The organism is Affinirhizobium capsici (genome assembly GCF_977018625.1).
This window is the reverse complement of the sequence record NZ_CDRNXD010000004.1, coordinates 1621787-1635645: the sequence shown is the minus strand read 5'-3', so window position 1 is coordinate 1635645 and position 13859 is coordinate 1621787. Positions and strand designations below refer to the sequence as shown.

At 56.9% G+C, this 13859-nt stretch carries 13 protein-coding genes; 1 reads left to right on the top strand and 12 read right to left on the bottom strand.

Annotated elements, in window-relative coordinates; all coding sequences use genetic code 11:
- Nucleotides 1-98: 98 nt before the first annotated feature.
- Nucleotides 99-704, top strand: coding sequence for an LOG family protein (locus AC0JZ1_RS11285; protein ID WP_471882453.1), 606 nt, complete (start codon nucleotides 99-101; stop codon nucleotides 702-704).
- A gap of 40 nt (nucleotides 705-744) precedes the next feature.
- On the opposite strand, the gene rarD is transcribed toward AC0JZ1_RS11285, so the two are convergent.
- From rarD to alr, 12 genes are all read right to left on the bottom strand, one after another.
- Complete coding sequence (gene rarD, locus AC0JZ1_RS11280) at nucleotides 745-1662, bottom strand: EamA family transporter RarD (RefSeq protein WP_471882452.1); 918 nt, start codon at nucleotides 1660-1662, stop codon at nucleotides 745-747.
- A gap of 107 nt (nucleotides 1663-1769) precedes the next feature.
- The gene (gene cimA, locus AC0JZ1_RS11275) at nucleotides 1770-3392 is read right to left on the bottom strand and encodes a citramalate synthase (protein WP_471882451.1); all 1623 of its coding nucleotides are present in this window, start codon (nucleotides 3390-3392) and stop codon (nucleotides 1770-1772) included.
- Nucleotides 3393-3414: 22 nt separating this feature from the next.
- Nucleotides 3415-4374, bottom strand: coding sequence for a prolyl aminopeptidase (pip, locus tag AC0JZ1_RS11270; RefSeq protein WP_471882450.1), 960 nt, complete (start codon nucleotides 4372-4374; stop codon nucleotides 3415-3417).
- Nucleotide 4375: 1 nt separating this feature from the next.
- Entirely contained in the window at nucleotides 4376-4831 is a 456-nt protein-coding gene (locus AC0JZ1_RS11265) for a GFA family protein (protein ID WP_471882449.1), read from the bottom strand.
- Between the two features lie 126 nt (nucleotides 4832-4957).
- Nucleotides 4958-5434, bottom strand: coding sequence for a GFA family protein (locus tag AC0JZ1_RS11260; protein ID WP_471882448.1), 477 nt, complete (start codon nucleotides 5432-5434; stop codon nucleotides 4958-4960).
- A 19-nt stretch (nucleotides 5435-5453) separates the two neighbouring features.
- Nucleotides 5454-6839: a cysteine--tRNA ligase gene (cysS, locus tag AC0JZ1_RS11255; protein WP_471882447.1), complete on the bottom strand. Its 1386-nt coding sequence runs from the start codon at nucleotides 6837-6839 to the stop codon at nucleotides 5454-5456.
- 267 nt (nucleotides 6840-7106) lie between these two features.
- Nucleotides 7107-7994, bottom strand: a complete 888-nt coding sequence (locus AC0JZ1_RS11250; protein WP_471882446.1) for a DMT family transporter — start codon at nucleotides 7992-7994, stop codon at nucleotides 7107-7109.
- Nucleotides 7995-8020: 26 nt separating this feature from the next.
- Complete coding sequence (locus AC0JZ1_RS11245; protein ID WP_471882445.1) at nucleotides 8021-8761, bottom strand: SDR family NAD(P)-dependent oxidoreductase; 741 nt, start codon at nucleotides 8759-8761, stop codon at nucleotides 8021-8023.
- A gap of 57 nt (nucleotides 8762-8818) precedes the next feature.
- Complete coding sequence (purF, locus tag AC0JZ1_RS11240) at nucleotides 8819-10309, bottom strand: amidophosphoribosyltransferase (RefSeq protein WP_471882444.1); 1491 nt, start codon at nucleotides 10307-10309, stop codon at nucleotides 8819-8821.
- A gap of 138 nt (nucleotides 10310-10447) precedes the next feature.
- A complete protein-coding gene (locus tag AC0JZ1_RS11235; protein ID WP_471882443.1) occupies nucleotides 10448-11029 on the bottom strand; it encodes a CvpA family protein in 582 nt (193 codons plus the stop codon).
- A gap of 127 nt (nucleotides 11030-11156) precedes the next feature.
- Nucleotides 11157-12560 (bottom strand): DNA repair protein RadA, encoded by a 1404-nt coding sequence (gene radA / locus AC0JZ1_RS11230; protein ID WP_471882442.1) that lies wholly within the window; start codon nucleotides 12558-12560, stop codon nucleotides 11157-11159.
- Between the two features lie 121 nt (nucleotides 12561-12681).
- On the bottom strand, nucleotides 12682-13854 hold the full coding sequence (alr, locus tag AC0JZ1_RS11225; RefSeq protein WP_471882441.1) for an alanine racemase: 1173 nt from the start codon (nucleotides 13852-13854) through the stop codon (nucleotides 12682-12684).
- Nucleotides 13855-13859 lie beyond the last annotated feature (5 nt).

Here is a 13859-nt window from a genome sequence, read left to right as displayed (position 1 = left end):
AGTTTGCTGCTCTCAAACGGGCTATTTTGCAGCAAATCGCGGTTGCGTTGTTCTGCAAGAGTGGCCGCACACATTGTGTTGAAATATGGAGATGCCCTGTGACTATCCGTTCTATCTGCGCCTATTGCGGTTCCCAACCGGGACGCGATCCTGCCTATGTTGCTGCGGGTCGCGCACTTGGTCGCTCCATCGCAACGCATGACCTGCGCTTGGTCTATGGCGGCGGCACCAAGGGCATCATGGGTGCAGTTGCCTCTGGTGTTCTTTCAAACGGAGGGCAGGTTACCGGCATCATTCCTGAATTTCTGGTGGATATGGAAGCAACACGGCATTCACTCGGTCAGTTGAACGAGTTGATCATCACCAAAGACATGCATGAGCGAAAGCACAAAATGTTCGAAAGGGCCGATGCTTTTGTCACCCTGCCGGGTGGCATCGGCACCTTGGAAGAGATTGTGGAAATCATGACCTGGGCGCAACTTGGGCGTCATCGAAAACCCATTGTTTTCGCCAATATCGGTGGCTTCTGGAACCCTATGTTGGAACTGATCGATCACATGAAGCGGCAAGGCTTCATTCATAATGCCAATCTTCTGCAGCTGATGGTCATCGACAATGTAGATGACATCGTGCCTGCCATTCTCGAGGCTTGGGGCGATGAGCCGATTGATGATGGTCGCGATGAGATCATCGCAAAACTCTGAATTTCGGTGGATCTCAGGCTACCCTGAGATCCCGAGCATACTACCGGGCGCGATAGGCACGCATCATGGACAGCGTGTAGATCGCCAGCGCTGACCAAATCAGCAGAAAAGCAAACAGCTTCACCGGGTTCATTGGCTCGTGGAAGATGAAGACCGCGATGAGAAACACGATAGTCGGCGTGATGTATTGCATGATGCCGATGGTCGACAGCCGCAGAAGCTTGGCCGCGTTGGCGTAGATCATCAAAGGTGCGGCGGTTGCAAATCCAGCGGCTGCCAGAAGCCAGGCATCGAGGCTCGTGCCATTGGTCAAATGGCCCGAGCCATTCATTTCAAGATAGATGACGTAAGGCAGCGCTGGAATGGAAAGCAGCAGCACTTCGAGGAAGAAGCCCTGGTTGGGACCAACAGGAAGTGTTTTGCGAAAGAAGGCATAGAAGCCCCAGCTGAATGTCAGGGTAAGAGATACCCAGGGCAGGTGCCCGGCATCCCAAGTCAGAATAGACACAGCCAGCACGACAAGGCCGATGGCCAGGATTTGCGCCGGTGCCAGGCGCTCCTTCAGCATCAGTGAGCCGAGAAGAATGCTGAACAGCGGATTGATGAAATAGCCAAGGGCGGCTTCTATGGCGCGTCCTGCTCCAATGGCCCAGACGTAGGTGCACCAGTTTACGGTGATGAGCATAGCGGTGACTACTGCCATCGCAAGTGTTCTGGGTGAACGGAAGGCCGCCTTCAAGTCCGCCGTGCGGCCGATCAAAAGCAATATCACGCCTGCGAACGGCACAGACCAGATGACACGGTGGGCCAGGATCTCGAAAGGTGAAATATGGGCCAGCGCCTTCAGGTAGATCGGCAGGAAGCCCCATAGTCCGTAAGCGGCCAGCGCAAAGGCAAAACCCTTAGGCGAATCGCCCGTCTGGCCAGCGGAAACAGGAGCCGCATCGGTGGTTGCCATGGTCTTTGCCTTTCATCAATCGGAAAGGGCTGGTCTACGCCTCTTGCTCAGCCGCAACCAGTTCTTTTCCGTGAAGAACTCATTCTTTTACGTGAAGGTGAATGGGCTTACTCAGCAGCAAGCCTTCCGGCCATATGCCGGTTCTTCATGAGCTTGTAGACGATGGAATCGATCAGGGCCTGGAATGAAGCATCGATGATGTTTTCCGATACGCCAACTGTCCACCAGCGTGTTCCGTCACCATCCATGGATTCAATGAGAACACGGGTAATAGCCTCGGTGCCGCCATTGAGAATGCGAACCTTGTAATCCACCAGTTCCAGGTCTTCGATCTCGCGGTTGAACTTGCCGAGATCCTTTCGTAGCGCCAGATCGAGGGCGTTGACCGGGCCATCACCTTCCGCCACAGACATGATGCGGTGCCCGTCGATCAGCAGGCGAACCACTGCTTCCGATACGGTTTTCATCTGGCCATTGGCGTCGAACCGGCGTTCGACCATCACGCGGAAGCCTTCGATATCGAAGAAGTGTGGAATGGTACCCAAAGTGCGTCGCGCCAGAAGCTCAAAGCTCGCATCCGCGCCTTCATAGGCGTAACCTTGATTTTCCCGCTCCTTTACCAGCGAGATCAGAGTGTCGAGACGCGGATCGTCTTTCGAGACATCAAGCCCGATGCGCTTCAGCGCGTTGAGGAAGTTGGATTTACCGCCCTGATCAGACACCATGACCTTGCGGAAATTGCCGACACTTTCCGGCACCACATGTTCGTAGGTGCGTGGATCTTTCAACAGAGCAGAGGCGTGGATACCCGCTTTCGTCGCAAAGGCGGAGGAGCCAACATAGGGTGCCTGCGCGTGAGGCGAGCGGTTGAGCAGTTCATCGAAGGCATGCGAAAGGCGGGTCAATCCCTCGAGCCGCTCCGTATCGATCGAGGTGACAAAACGGTCGGCATAGGTCTTCTTCAGTGACAGCGTCGGAATGATTGTGACAAGGTTGGCATTGCCGCAACGTTCGCCGATGCCGTTCAAGGTACCCTGGATTTGGCGAACGCCGGCTTCGACAGCCGCCAGCGAATTTGCAATGGCCTGTCCCGTATCATCATGGGCATGAATACCAAGCGAAGTGCCGGGAATGCCTGCGGCAATGACGGCGGAAACAATTGTGCGTACTTCATCTGGCTGCGTGCCGCCATTCGTGTCGCATAGCACCACCCAGCGTGCGCCAGCTTCATAGGCGGTTTTGGCACAGGCCAGTGCGTAGTCCGGGTTTGCCTTGTAGCCATCAAAGAAGTGTTCGCAGTCAATCATCGCCTCGCGGCCGGATTGCGTCACAGCCTGAACGCTTTCGCGGATGGACTGGAGATTTTCCTCGTTCGTGCAGCCGAGCGCGACGGCCACATGATAATCCCAGCTTTTTGCGACAAGACAGATGGCATCCGTCTTTGATTGCAGAAGTGCTGCAAGACCCGGATCATTGGCTGCGGAAATACCCGCTCTCTTCGTCATGCCGAAGGCGACGAACTTCGCCGAATGGGTACGCTTGGCGGAGAAGAAGGCCGTATCTGTTGGGTTGGCGCCGGGATAGCCTCCTTCCACGTAATCAATACCGAACTCGTCCAGCATTTTCGAAATAGCGATCTTATCTTCGACAGAAAAGTCGATGCCGGGCGTCTGCTGCCCGTCACGCAGGGTCGTGTCGAAAAGATAGATCCGTTCCATGGTCTTCTCCATGCCTTGTCAGGCAACATTCAAATTAAGCAGTCTTGCCAGCAAACCGGTCGGTCGCACGGATGAGCTGGTCCAAAATCCCGGGTTCCAGGAACGCGTGTCCAGCGCCCTCGATCAAATGGAAATCGGCCTTCGGCCAGGCCTTGTGAAGCATCCAGGCATATTTCGCCGGGCAGGGCATATCGTAACGGCCATGGATGATAACGCCCGGGATATCCTTAAGTTTATAGGCATCACGTAGCAATTGCCCTTCTTCCAACCAACCGGCATGAACGAAGAAATGATTTTCAATGCGGGCGAAGGCCAGCGCATAATCATCCTCTTCAAAGGCCGCTGAATAGTCCCGGTTCGGAAGCAGCGTAATCGTTTCACCTTCCCACAGGCTCCAGGCGCGGGCGCAGGCCATCTGCTCCTCGCGATTATCGCCGACCAATCGGCGGCGATAGGCGGCCATCATCTCATGGCGCTCGTCCTCGGGGATCGGAGCTTGAAACCGCTCCCATTTATCCGGGAACATTTCCGACACGCCGAACTGGTAGTACCAGTCGAGTTCGGCTTTGGTGAGTGTGTAGATGCCGCGCAGAACCAGTTCAGACACTCGTTCAGGGTGTTTTTCAGCGTAGGCAAGTGCCAGCGTCGAACCCCAGGAACCCCCGAAAACCAGCCATGTTTCCGCGCCGATCATCTCGCGCAGACGCTCAACATCCGCCACCAGATGCCAAGTGGTATTGGCTTCCAGCGATGCATTCGGCGTGCTCTTTCCGCAGCCACGCTGATCGAACAAAATCACATCGTAAAGTGCCGGATCAAACAGACGGCGCTGGGTCGGGCTGATCGTGCCGCCAGGACCACCATGCAGGAAGACAGCCGGTTTTGCGCCTTTCGTGCCAACCCGCTCCCAGTAGACGCGGTGACCATCGCCTACCTCTAGAAAGCCCGTCTCGAAGGGTTCGATTTCCGGATAGAAGCTGCGAAGCTCACTCATGTCATGCGTCCTTTGGCGGCCATTCCGCCGTGTCGTGATCGGGATGTTGAAAGGATTCGAATGTGATTTCGTCCAGGCTTTGATGTGTCACGCGCTTTTCGAAAAGATGGTCGATCCAAGGCAGACGCTTGTCGTAATTGACCTGCACTTCAGGCTCCAGCAGTTCCGGCTTATCGAAGGCGCCGATAGCCAGTTCCACGCCTTCAGGATGATGATAGGTCAAAGGCGTACCGCATCTGTTGCAGAAACCGCGCTTCACCTTGGCCGATGAGCGGAAGAGGCTCGGCTGGCCGCGTGTCCAGGTGAGATGTGCTTGATCCGCAGTTACAAGCGCACCGAAGAAGTTGCCGAACTGCTTCTGGCACATGCGGCAGTGGCAAATAGAGGGGCGGCCGAGCTTTTCGGCCCGAAAACGCACTGCGCCGCACTGACACCCACCTGTGAACGAACCTTCCATGTCCGTCTCCCTACTTCAGCATTTCGAACGCGGTGATGCCCGCCACCAGAGCTGCAATCAGCAACACCTTGGCGATGAGCCCATAGAGCAGCCATTTCGGCATTTTGGTGTTCGGATTGGGTGCGGTCATGAGCGCGGCTCCGGCCACTGGTCGGTATCGTGATCTGGATGTTGGTATGACACGATCTCGACGAGATAGGGCGCGTCGCCCAAGTCCTCCTCCGTGGGGTGTCCGGGAAGGCTGTGCAGGCGGTCCACGAAATCGATCTTAGCTTCTGTGCCGAACTGCTTGATCGGAGGCAGGGCTGCAGGATCGTCAAAAGCGCCAGCCGCCACCGCCATGCCATCTGGCGCTTCGTAGGTCAGCGGCGTCCCGCAATCCGCACAAAACCCGCGCGAGACGACGTTGCTGGAACGGAAGATTTTTCGCTCACCCCGCGTCCACTCGAAATCAGTATGGCGCACGGAAACCAAAGGTGCGTAATAGGCACCAAATGCCTTCTGGCACATTCGGCAGTGACAGATAGAGCTATCCTTCAACGGGCCAGTGACACGAAAACGTATCGCGCCGCATTGGCAGCCGCCAGCGTGAACCTTGCTCATGCACTCCTCCCGTTTTCAATCAACGCTTCATGTCCCAAGTGGTGATCCGCTCGCCGGTTTCCTTGTCCTTGCCATCCTTCAACTGGATGCCCTTCGAGGCAAGCTCGTCGCGGATTTTATCAGCTTCCGCGAAGTTCTTGGCCTTCAACAGTTCAAGACGCATTTCCACCAAAGCATCCACGCCAGCGGCAATGGCCTCATCCACTTCGGTTGGCTTGGGCAAAAGACCGAGCAAGTTGGCAGAGGCGGCAAAGCGCGCTTTGGCATCGGAATCATGATGCGAAGCCTGAGCCAGTGCATGAATGGCCTGAATGGCGGCAACCGTATTCAGGTCATCGGCGAGCGGTTCCAGCACCGAATCGCAAGGCTCGGCATCTCCAGCTTCCACCACGGGCCATTTGGCCAGCAAACGTTCGGCCTCTTCCAACCGCTTGACTGAAAAATCGATCGGTTCGCGATAATGCGTCATCAGCATGGCAAGGCGCAGAACCTCGCCCCGCCATTTGCGACCACCAAACGTCTCCGTTTCAAGAAGCTCGTTGATGGTGACGAAATTGCCGTCCGACTTCGACATCTTGCGGCCTTCAACCTGCACGAACCCGTTGTGCATCCAGACATTGGCCATCACATGGGTGCCGTGAGCGCAGCGCGATTGAGCAATTTCATTTTCATGGTGCGGGAAGATAAGATCCAGCCCGCCACCATGGATATCGAAAGTTTCACCCAGATAGCGCGCACTCATGGCAGAGCATTCGATATGCCAGCCGGGACGACCGCGGCCCCATGGGCTTTCCCAGCCGGGTTCGTTATGGCTAGAGGCCTTCCAGAGAACAAAGTCACCAGCGTTCTTCTTATGCGCATCCACAGCCACGCGTGCGCCAGCCTGCTGCTCATCCAGTGGGCGCTTTGAAAGCTGGCCATAATCGCGCATCGACTGCGTATCGAACAGCACTTCGCCTTCCGCGACATAGGCATGGCCGCGCGCAATCAGCTTTTCGATGATCTCCACCATTTGGCGGATGTTATCCGTGGCACGCGGTTGGACAGTGGGCTCCAGGCAGCCAAGCGCTTTCACATCAGCCTGAAACTGCTGCTCGGTGCGTTCAGTTACCTGACGGATTGCCTCGTTCAGATCAAGGCCGGGATGATCGCGCAGCGCTCGCGCATTGATCTTGTCATCCACATCGGTGATGTTGCGGGCATAGGTCACATGGTCCGTGCCATAGACATGGCGCAGCATGCGAAACAGCACGTCGAACACGATGACAGGGCGGGCATTGCCGATATGGGCAAGGTCATAAACGGTGGGGCCGCAGACATACATGCGCACATTATTCGGATCGATAGGCTGAAACTCCGCCTTTTCGCGGGTCAGTGTGTTGTGCAGCTTGAGCGTGAGGCCCATCAAAGTCTCTCCCGAATACAACATGTGAACCGGCCGGAACCGGTTCCCTTGTCTTCTTGCGTATTTCGAGAGACGAGAACGGCCGGCCAGCGAAGCGCTAGCGAATAATAATCCCGCAAATGATGCAGATGGCCGTGTTCATGGCAGAAGTTATGGCCTGACGCCTGTCGTCGGTCAAGGGGCGTACAAGGCGCAAGTGTTCAGTTGAGCAGTCTTGTCCGAATAATTTTTCTGCACTTTCAGGTCATGAAAGGCGCAAATTCCGCCTTAAGGCTGAAGCGGGATCTTGGACTTTGCTGGAAATACACCGAGAACCAGCGCGCAGCCTGCAATGATGACAATGCCCCCTGCTAACTGCGCAAGCGTGAGAGGTTCATGCAGTGCCAAAGCACCCACTAAAACCGCGATGACAGTGACGACAAATTCTACGCTGATGGCGCGCGTGGGGCCAATACTGCCAACAAGGCTGAAATAGAGCACATAGGTCATGGCGCTCATCACGCCCGCCTGTACCAGCAAATAGAGGTAATCCTCAACCCGCGGAATGCCCGGCACAGGCACGAGAAGAAGAAGGGGGAGCGACATCAATCCGCCGAAGAAGAAGGCCCCGATGGTGACTTCCCACGCCCCTGTATCCCTTAAAAAGCGATGGGCATAATTGCTGCCATAGGCAGCACAGAATGTACTGAACACCATGGCTGCACAGCCCAGGATGAAAGTCATGGTGACGGGAACTGCTGGAAATCCAACCAACATCACAATGCCCAATGTGCCTAGTGCAAGGCCCAAAATGCGAGGCGGCGTGATCATTTCCGTTCCCCAAACCCTTGCGATCAGCATGGAAAAAATGGGAATGGTGGCAACGAAGATTGCAGCCATGGCCGTGCCGATCAGCGGCGTTGCGTAAGATATGCCGATAAGCTGACCGGCAACCGTGGTGGCACCCACCACGGCTAGCGGCTTCCAATTTCTGCCAAACAGGAGTTTACGCCCGGTGATGCGCGCCAGCGCCAAAAGAATGGCACCTGCCAGCAGGCATCGGAAGGTAACCGAACCAACCCAGCCGAAGGCTGCGATGACATGCAGCAGCAGCAGGAAGGAGAGCCCCCACGCGACCGACAGAAAGATATAAATGAGCAGGTCGCGAGGGCGCATGGCAAGCCAATGAGAGAGAAGCGGTCTTATTCCGGCAGGTGATAATCTACGAACTTATTCTCCCGCACCACGTAAAGACGGCCACTTTCCGTCATTTCCGGCGCACAAAGCGGCAGAAGTTTTTCTGCTACTTCGGAAGGGTGAGGAACCGTGGACGGATCTTCGCCCGGCATGGCTTGCGCGCGCATGGCAGTGCGGGTCGCACCCGGGTTCACGTTATTGATGCACAGCTTGGTATGTCTGGTTTCTGCCGCCCATGTGCGGCCCAGCATTTCCACTGCGGCCTTGGATGCGGCATAGGCACCCCAGAAAGGCCGTGCGTCATTGGCAACACTCGACGACAACAAAAGCGCACGGCCCGCCTCGGACTTCAGCAGCAGAGGTTCGACCGAGCGGATAAGACGCCACGTGGCCGTCACATTCGTCAGCATCACCTTGTCGAACACCTTGGCTTCGATGTGGCCAACGGGCGAAATCACACCGAGCACACCCGCATTGGCAACCAGAATATCCAGCTTGCCCCAACGCTCAAAAATCGATGCGCCCAGCTTATCGATAGCAGCCATGTCGGAAAGATCGAAAGGAACGAGCGTGGCTGTGCCGCCAGCCGCCTGAATCTGGTCATCCAGTTCCTCCAGGCCACCAACTGTTCTGGCGCAGGCAATGACGTGCGCACCCGCTTTCGCCAAGGCCAATGCCGTGAAATAGCCAATACCCCGCGACGCGCCGGTAACCAGCGCGAGCCTGCCCTTAAGATCGATGTCCATATCCGTCCCACTATGAATGGACCGGCGAATATGTCCGCCGGTCGAATAGCTCCGGTTTCAGCCGTTGCTGGCCAGAACCGAAACCTTCCGTCCCATTGTCTCCGCTGCCTTGTCAAGCAGACGTGTGGGGTATTCGCCGGTAAAGTAGTGGTCCGTAAACTGCGGACGGGCGGGATTGCGATCCTCGCCGCCAACGGCACGATAGAGGCCATTGATGGAGATGAACTGAAGAGAGTCCGCGCCGATATAGCGGCACATGGCTTCAACACCATCATATTGATTGGCAAGCAGCTTTTCGGCGTCCGGCGTATCGATGCCGTAGAAATCCGGGTGGAAGATCATCGGGCTGGCCACGCGCAGATGAACTTCTGCGGCACCGGCATCACGGATCATCTGAACGATCTTCAGCGAGGTGGTGCCGCGAACGATCGAATCATCCACCAACACCACGCGCTTGCCTTCGATCATCGCACGGTTGGCGGAATGTTTCAGTTTCACACCGAAAGCGCGGATCTGCTGCGTCGGTTCAATGAAGGTGCGGCCCACATAATGGTTGCGGATAATGCCGTATTCGAATGGAATTCCGCTTTCTTGCGCGTAGCCCAGTGCTGCTGGCGTTCCACCATCCGGAACCGGGACAACCACATCGGCCTCGACCGGATGTTCTTTGGCCAGGTTGATGCCCATGTTCTTGCGCGCAACATAGACGCTGCGGCCGCCGACGACGGAATCCGGACGGGCGAAATACACATATTCGAACAGGCAGAGACGTTCCGGCTGCGCGGTCGGCGACTTGCGGGAGTCGATCTCGATGGAACCATCCGGCTGGATTTCACAGATGATGATTTCACCGTTCTCGACATCGCGCACATATTTCGCGCCAATGATATCGAGTGCACAGGTTTCCGAGCAGAAGATCGGCTTGCCATCCAGCTCACCCATCACCAGCGGACGAATGCCCGTGGGATCACGCGCGGCGATCAGCTTCGTGCGGGTCAGGGCCAGCATCGAATAGCCGCCTTCCATCTGCCGGATCGCATCGATGAAGCGATCTGTCGTGGAGGTGTAGCGTGAGCGGGCAATGAGGTGCAGAACCACTTCCGTATCGGACGTGGACTGACAGATGGCACCTCCCGCGATCAGCTGACGACGCAGTGTCAGGCCGTTGGTGAAATTACCGTTATGGGCAACGGCAATGCCGCCCACTTCCAGTTCGGCAAAAAGCGGCTGAACGTTGCGAAGCGCGACTTCGCCGGTGGTCGAATAGCGGGTGTGGCCAATCGCCATGCCGCCCGGAAGTTTCGCAAGTGTCGCCGGGTTCGTATAGTGATCGCCGACGAGGCCCATGTGCTTTTCGGTATGGAACTGCGTTCCGTCGAAGGAGACGATGCCTGCCGCTTCCTGGCCGCGATGCTGCAGGGCGTGAAGGCCAAGCGCTGTCAGGGTTGCCGCGTCTGGATGGCCAAGAATACCGAACACGCCGCATTCCTCATGCAATGTGTCACCGTCCAGGTCGTAAAATGCATCATGCGTCACCGGCTGATTCATGTCTGCAGGTCCTTGCCGTACCGGAAGAAAAACTAAAATAGGCCGGTTGATCTGTTCGTTTGAACCACAGCCGGCCTGCTGCTTTTGTCTATACCATAGATGGAGGCTCTTGGCTTCCCTCTGAAGTCCAAGTTCGCGTCAATTATTTGTCACAGTTGAATTTGGTGCGTCATCGGACGGGGCGGCTTCATTGTTCTTGGCTTCCCCATGGCCAAGGATGCGCGCGCGGATCTGCGGTTCGATATCCGTCGGCAGAACGGTTTCAAGCCGTGCAACCAGCGTATCGAGGAAAGGCTTCGACTTCGCCTGGGTAACCCATGCCGGTTGCGAACGCACATCGACCAGCCAATTCCAGAAGGCGACGGCAACCACCAGCAGCAGGATGCCGCGTGCAGCGCCGAAGAGGAAGCCAAGCGTGCGATCCAGTGCGCCGATGCGGCTGTCGATAATGAAATCGGCAATGCGGCTCGTGATGAACGTGATGATGATCAGCGCTACAAGGAAAATGAGGCCAGCAGAACCAGCAAGCGCGATGCGATCATCTGCCGTGTAGTTCTTCGCATAGGGCAACAGAACTGGGTAGAGGTAATAGGCGGCTGCCAGCGCTCCGGCCCAGCTGGCGATGGACAGCACTTCGCGCGAAAAACCGCGAACCATGGCGAGCACGGCGGAGAAAAGTGTGACGCCGAGGACAATGCCGTCGAAAATCGTGATGGGCATGGACGATGTACTCCAGGACTTCTCGGTTCCCGCCGCGGCGGGAGAATACGGTTGGCCCTACCGGATGCTGCAAAAAAGGCAAGAGGTTTTGCGCTTTTCTTACAACAGCGGACGATCCAGTGGAAGATCAATCCTCTTCCGCTTGGCTGGCAAATTTGCGTGCAGACCCTGCGATCTGCACCACGAGGTCGGGCAATCCCTCGATTTCGAGCAAGCCCTTGCGCCCGGCTTTCGGCAATTCTGTGGAAGATGCGGGCAATGTTGCGCGGGCAAAGCCTAATTTTTCTGCCTCTTTCAGTCTCTGCGCCGTCTGCGAAACGGGGCGTACCGCGCCGGACAAGCTAACCTCGCCGAAATAGACGCAATCGGCGGGTAGAGGTGTATTCGCAAGCGACGAAACGAGAGCCGCCGCCACGGCCACATCCGCTGCCGGTTCCGAAATGCGATAGCCACCAGCCACATTCAGATAAACATCGTGCTGGCCAAGCTTCACGCCGCAATGAGCCTCCAGCACCGCAAGGATCATCGACAGGCGCGATGTGTCCCAGCCGACGACCGCACGCCTTGCTGTGCCAAGCGAAGAGGGCGCCACCAGCGCCTGAACTTCCACCAGAACAGGGCGTGTGCCTTCCATGCCTGCGAAAACGGCAGCGCCCGGCGCTTTCGTATTGCGCTCGCCGAGGAACAGCTCAGAGGGGTTGGAGACTTCGCGAAGCCCCTTATCTGACATCTCGAAAACGCCGATCTCATCGGTTGGGCCAAAGCGGTTCTTCACCGTTCTCAATATGCGATAGTGATGCCCCCGGTCGCCTTCAAAATAAAGGACGGCATCCACCATGTGTTCCACAACGCGAGGGCCAGCGATCTGACCCTCCTTCGTCACATGGCCGACAAGCACCATGGCAGCACCGGTCTGTTTGGCAAAGCGTATCATGGCCTGAACGCCGGTTCGAACCTGCGTCACCGTTCCGGGTGCGGAATCAACAATATCGCTCCAGAGTGTCTGGATGGAATCAATGATGACGAGATCCGGTCGCTTGCCTTCTGCCAGGGTGGCCAGGATATCTTCCACATTGGTTTCCGCCGCCAGAAGCACATCGGACGATGCCGCACCCAGGCGTTGGGCGCGAAGGCGCACCTGTGCCACCGCCTCTTCGCCGGATACATAAATAATCCGATGTCCCTTCCGGGATAGAGCAGCGGCTGCCTGCATCAATACCGTCGATTTTCCGATGCCGGGATCGCCACCCACCAGCACGGCAGAGCCTCGCACGAAGCCACCGCCCGTTACGCGGTCTAACTCACCGATGCCGGTCTGGACACGAGGTGCCTCTTCCGTTTCGCCAGATAGGGTGGTGAGTGCAACGGCCCGGCCCTTCTTGGGCGTCTTGCCGGGACCACCGCCAATGCCGCCCATCTGGTCGTCTTCAATGATGGTGTTCCACTCGCCGCAGCCATCGCATTTTCCCGCCCATCGGTTGTGAACCGTGCCGCAGTTCTGGCAGATGAATTGGGTCTTGGGCTTGGCCATCAACACAGGTCCTTCCTATACGGAAGCATGCTCGCAAAATGCGTATGATCCCGTTTTGTTCTGCATATAGCGTTGAGTCTGTTTCGCCGCAAGTCCGCGATTTTTCGATGCCAGTTTCTGATCAGACGTAGGCTTCTTCGCCGATATAGCGGCGTTCATGGCGAAGGCCGATACTGGTCAATAGCTCGTAGCCAATGGTGCCCCCGGCGCGAGCAACCTCCTCCAGTGGCATGTTTGGCCCGAAAAGTTCGACGTAATCCCCCGCTCGCAGAGCGTTTTCGGGCAGATCGGTGGCATCGAACACAGTGAGATCCATGGTCACGCGTCCAATAACAGGCAGGTGGAAGCCATCGAAGAACGCATTTGCTCCGTGTGGCAGTGCCTGACGTAATGGAATGCCTGAGCCAGAAAACGAGCGTAGATAGCCATCGGCATACCCGACTGATGCGATCGCAAGACGGCTATCCCGCGTCAGGCGATGGGAACCGCCATAGCTTACCGTCTCGCCCGCAAGCGCACTGCGAACCTGCACAATGCGTGCCTCAGCCTTCACGACGGGCCGCATCGGGTTTTTCGTTTCGCTAGAGGCATCGCCGCCATAAAGAGCGATGCCGGGGCGGGTGAGATCAAAATGGTATTCAGAGCCAAGGAAAATTCCAGCAGAAGCTGAAAGGCTTGAATCAATTCCTTCAAAGGCGCTTGTAACCTTCTGGAAAGACTCAAGCTGGGCCCGATTCTGTGGATCGTTGGGCCTATCCGCGCTGTGAAGATGCGAGAGAATGAGAACCGGATCGAAGCTTGCGGGACGCGACACGTCATCCGCAAGCGCCATAGCTTCGTCTCGAGAGAGGCCGAGCCGGTTGAAACCGGTATCGACCTGAAGCGCACAGGGGTAGGGGCCGATCTCTGCGATCAACGACATCCAGAAAGCCAGCTGCTCTTCGCTTGCCAGGACCGGCACCAGATCATTCTCGAAGAATAGTTGCTCCTGACCGGGCCAGATGCCGGAGAGTACAAAGATGCGGGCGTCCGGCGCATAGGCGCGAAGCGTAGCACCTTCAGTGGCAACCGCGACGAAGAAATCGCGAGCGCCAGCCTCATAAAGGGTAAGGCCGCAATCTTCGATGCCGAGCCCATAGGCATCTGCTTTGACGACTGCTCCCGCGCGGGCCTTGCCAGAGCGGCGGGAAAGATCCTGCCAATTTTCAGAAAGAGCTTGCAAATCGACCGTCAACCGAACTGGCGCTGTGTCGAAGGCATCCATCTCCGGCAGGTCGTCATAAAGTTCGGTCATTGCAC

Bases quoted from the DNA above. Each gene is read 5' to 3' on its own strand.
- rarD (WP_471882452.1), bottom strand. From the start codon at position 1,662: ATGGCAACCACCGATGCGGCTCCTGTTTCCGCTGGCCAGACGGGCGAT.
- cimA (WP_471882451.1), bottom strand. From the start codon at position 3,392: ATGGAGAAGACCATGGAACGGATCTATCTTTTCGACACGACCCTGCGT.
- pip (WP_471882450.1), bottom strand. From the start codon at position 4,374: ATGAGTGAGCTTCGCAGCTTCTATCCGGAAATCGAACCCTTCGAGACG.
- AC0JZ1_RS11265 (WP_471882449.1), bottom strand. From the start codon at position 4,831: ATGGAAGGTTCGTTCACAGGTGGGTGTCAGTGCGGCGCAGTGCGTTTT.
- AC0JZ1_RS11260 (WP_471882448.1), bottom strand. From the start codon at position 5,434: ATGAGCAAGGTTCACGCTGGCGGCTGCCAATGCGGCGCGATACGTTTT.
- cysS (WP_471882447.1), bottom strand. From the start codon at position 6,839: ATGGGCCTCACGCTCAAGCTGCACAACACACTGACCCGCGAAAAGGCG.
- AC0JZ1_RS11250 (WP_471882446.1), bottom strand. From the start codon at position 7,994: ATGCGCCCTCGCGACCTGCTCATTTATATCTTTCTGTCGGTCGCGTGG.
- AC0JZ1_RS11245 (WP_471882445.1), bottom strand. From the start codon at position 8,761: ATGGACATCGATCTTAAGGGCAGGCTCGCGCTGGTTACCGGCGCGTCG.
- purF (WP_471882444.1), bottom strand. From the start codon at position 10,309: ATGAATCAGCCGGTGACGCATGATGCATTTTACGACCTGGACGGTGAC.
- AC0JZ1_RS11235 (WP_471882443.1), bottom strand. From the start codon at position 11,029: ATGCCCATCACGATTTTCGACGGCATTGTCCTCGGCGTCACACTTTTC.
- radA (WP_471882442.1), bottom strand. From the start codon at position 12,560: ATGGCCAAGCCCAAGACCCAATTCATCTGCCAGAACTGCGGCACGGTT.
- alr (WP_471882441.1), bottom strand. From the start codon at position 13,854: ATGACCGAACTTTATGACGACCTGCCGGAGATGGATGCCTTCGACACA.